Raw genomic sequence first — 3,450 nt, 5'->3', positions numbered from 1 at the left:
CAGGAAGCTGCTGACCATCCTCAACGCTATGCTGCGCGACCGAAAAATCTATAAGGTCGCACCGTCAACATAACAGTTGCCGGCTCAGCAGCGCACCGCCAAAGGGGCGCTGCGCTGCGTCCGGGGCACGAGACCGCCGCACAGCTCCCCGGTAACCCCGCGTTAACCCTTTTTTTGCCCAAATCGGCGATCTGAGTCTGGTCTGGGCCGAAAGGCCCTAGTTCCGTCCCAACTGGCGTCCATTCAGTCTTCGTTGACCATGCCGATGGGCCAACGGCCTCGTGATCCCCGCTCGGGTTGCGACCACATGACCCAGAGGTTAGAATTTTAATCAATGGCTTCAGGGCATAAGCGCTGGGGCGTGAGCTGAAAAAGCCCGTTTGACGGGTCCGGTTCGCCGGTCGGATCACGCGCCAAAACGAATTGGGGTTCGCGCTTTCTGCCCGGCACGGTGTGGGGTCCATCTTGATTTCTCGTTCGCTTGCTCGCGCGCTTTTGGCCTCTGTTGCGCTGATGACGGCCGGCGTTCTGCTGTCCGGCTGCGACACCGACCAGGTCTCGCTCGCGACCAACGCCAAGGCCAACCAGCCGGTGCCGCCGAAGCTGCTCGCCGCGATGGCCGAGAAGGACATGGATCTGCAATCGCCGATCCTGGTGCGCCTGTTCAAGCAGGAGGCCGAGCTCGAGGTCTGGAAGCAGACCCGCTCGGGCCAGTTCGCACTGCTCAAGACCTATCCGATCTGCCGCTGGTCGGGCGACTTGGGTCCGAAGGTGCGCGAAGGCGACCGCCAGGCGCCGGAGGGATTCTACTCGATCAATCCGAGCCAGATGAATCCGCAATCGGCCTACTACCTGTCCTTCAACACGGGTTACCCGAACGCGTTCGACAAGGCGCTGGGCCGCACCGGCTCGCAGCTGATGGTGCACGGCGATTGCTCCTCGCGCGGCTGCTACGCCATGACGGACGAGCAGATCGCGGAGATCTACTCGCTCGGGCGCGAATCCTTCTTCGGCGGCCAGAAGGCGTTCCAGCTGCAGGCCTATCCGTTCAAGATGACGCCGGTGAACATGGCCAGGCACCGGAACAATCCGAACATGCCGTTCTGGAAGATGATCAAGGAAGGCTATGATCATTTCGAGGTGACGCGGCAGGAGCCGAAGGTCGATTTCTGCGAGAAGAAGTACGTCTTTGACGCGACCAAGCCGGCCGACGCCAAGCGCGATCCGGTGTTCGACGCCTCGGCCAAATGCCCGGCCTATGTGATCCCCGAGGAGATCGCGAGCGCTGTGCGCGAGAAGCAGCAGCAGGACGAGGCCGCGGTCGCCAGGCTGGTCGCCAAAGGCACGCCAGTGGCGCGCATGAACACCGGCATCGACGGCGGCATGAACAAGATCTTCGCCGCCAAGATTCCGGAAGGCTCGACCGGCCTGTCCGAGGGCGCCGAAGGCACCACGCTGCAGATGCTGGCGATGGCGAAGGCGCCGGGCACCATCCCCGGCCACGTCAATCCGCCCAAGCCCAATCTCGATTCCGTGGCGTCCGCGCCGGCGCCGCAGGAAGAGCCGGTCGTCGCCGTGGCTGCGCCCGCGACCAGCACCCGCGTCGCCACCGCTCAGCCCACTGAGAAGTCCCAGGAAAAGTCGCAAGGCTTCTTCTCCAACCTCGGCCGCAAGATGGGCATGGGCTCATCCGAGACGACCGCGACCACCCCGCCGCCACAAGCCACCGCGTCCGTGGCCCCGGCCGCCGCCGTGACGCCGCCGACCGCCGCGTCGCGGCTGAAGGCCGCCGTGACCCGCTTCGTGCCGGGCCACGACAAGTCCAAGGAAACGGCGAAGGACACGGCGAAGGACGCGAAGCCGGCTGCGACCGTGGCCGCCAAGCCCGTCGAGCCGGCGAAGCCCGACACCCGCCTCGCCCAGACGCGGCCTGCGCTGAAGCCGTCGGTGAGCGATGGCGCAGGTGAAGCGACGCAAATCATGGGCGCCGCGCCGGTGATCTCGTCGAACTCGTTCGACAGCCGCTTCGGGGCGATGAAGTAAGCGGGCGACGCCGCGCCTTCCGGAGTAAACCAAGCTCAGCGTGCTGATTGTCCTTCCCTGCGGATGGGCTCATCGCTGCAATGGCCACGTGCGATCCGCCAGCTTGCCGGCAGGTCTGACCTCGCAGAGCGGGACGCAGGACATCGCGACTTGGAAAAGGCCGGGATGTGCCGGATTGTGTCGCCCGGTTACCCAACTATAGTTATGCTGCTGGCTCTTTCGCGCTGCACATGAGTGGATTTGGGCATCTCGATCATCTGATTGACCGCATCTACGAGGCCGGGCTCATACCGTCGTTGTGGCCCGAGCTGCTCGATGAGATCGGCAACGCGGTCGGCGGCAACGGCGGGCTGCTTTTCGCGGTACGCGACGGCTATGTCAGCGGGATCAATTCCGCCAATCACGACCAGACCATGTCCCGGTTCATGCAAGAGGGATGGAGTGAGCGCGATCCGCTGCTGCCGCGTGCGGCCGCTCTCAACTACGCCGGCTTCCTCAATGATGGAGACCTTGTCTCGGAGGAGGAGATCGCGACCAATGACGTGTACCGCAATTTCTACCGCAGGCACGGAATCGGCTACAGGGCCGGGACCATCATTCCAATACCGAGCGGCGATTCGATTGCGATCGTCATGCCGCGACACCAGGACAACGGACCGGTGCCGCGCGAGGTCGTCTCGTTTCTCGATCGTCTGAGGCCTCATCTGGCTCGAGCCTCCCTGACTGCGAACCGCCTTGGCTTCGAGCGTGCGCGCGCGCAAGCCGAGGCATTGCAGGCCATTGGGCTGCCCGGAGCGATATTGCGCGAACGAGGCAGGTTGCTCGCGGCGAACGGCCTGTTCGAAGCGCTGATGCCGACGCTGTTCCAAGATCGCGCAGAGCGGTTGACCCTGGCCGATGGCACTGCGGACGGATTGTTCTTGGCGGCGCTGGGGACCTCGTTCGTCGGCAACAGCCCGGCCGTCAAGTCCATCGCCATCGCAGCGGCGATGGATCGCGTACCGATGGTTCTGCATGTCGTGCCGGTGCGCGGATCGGCACGCGATATCTTCACGCTGGCCACCTTCATGCTCATTCTAACCCCCGTCGATCGCGGCGCGGTCCCGAGTGCGGAAGTCCTGCAAGGGCTGTTCGATCTGACGCCGGCAGAGGCCCAGGTCGCACGTGGCGTTGCACAGGCCGGATCGATCGATGCGCTCGCAGCAAAAATCGGCGTGACGCGCGAGACGGTGCGCACGCAGCTCAAAGCCGTGCTTTCAAAGACCGGCCTTTCCCGTCAGCAGGAGCTCGTCAGCTTGCTCGCTGGCAAGGCATTGCGCGGCGGCTAGAGCGTTTTCGAGCGAAGTGGACACCGGTTCGCGTGAAGAAAACGCGTCAAAACAAGAATCTAGAGCTTCGGTTCTGATT

The 3,450-nt window shown here is 64.0% G+C and carries 2 protein-coding genes; both read left to right on the top strand.

What is annotated here, in order from left to right; genetic code table 11:
* Positions 1-513 precede the first annotated feature (513 nt).
* Positions 514-2,043, top strand: a complete 1,530-nt coding sequence (locus UNPF46_RS36945) for a L,D-transpeptidase family protein (RefSeq protein ID WP_246668817.1) — start codon at positions 514-516, stop codon at positions 2,041-2,043.
* A gap of 230 nt (positions 2,044-2,273) precedes the next feature.
* Positions 2,274-3,371: a helix-turn-helix transcriptional regulator gene (locus UNPF46_RS36940; protein ID WP_142253305.1), complete on the top strand. Its 1,098-nt coding sequence runs from the start codon at positions 2,274-2,276 to the stop codon at positions 3,369-3,371.
* The last annotated feature ends 79 nt before the right edge of the window (positions 3,372-3,450 follow it).

Source organism: Bradyrhizobium sp. UNPF46, from assembly GCF_006658625.1.
In the GTDB taxonomy this organism is placed as follows: Bacteria; Pseudomonadota; Alphaproteobacteria; order Rhizobiales; family Xanthobacteraceae; genus Bradyrhizobium; species Bradyrhizobium nitroreducens.
Note: the sequence above shows the minus strand (reverse complement) of the source record. Positions and strands in the feature narration are given on the sequence as shown.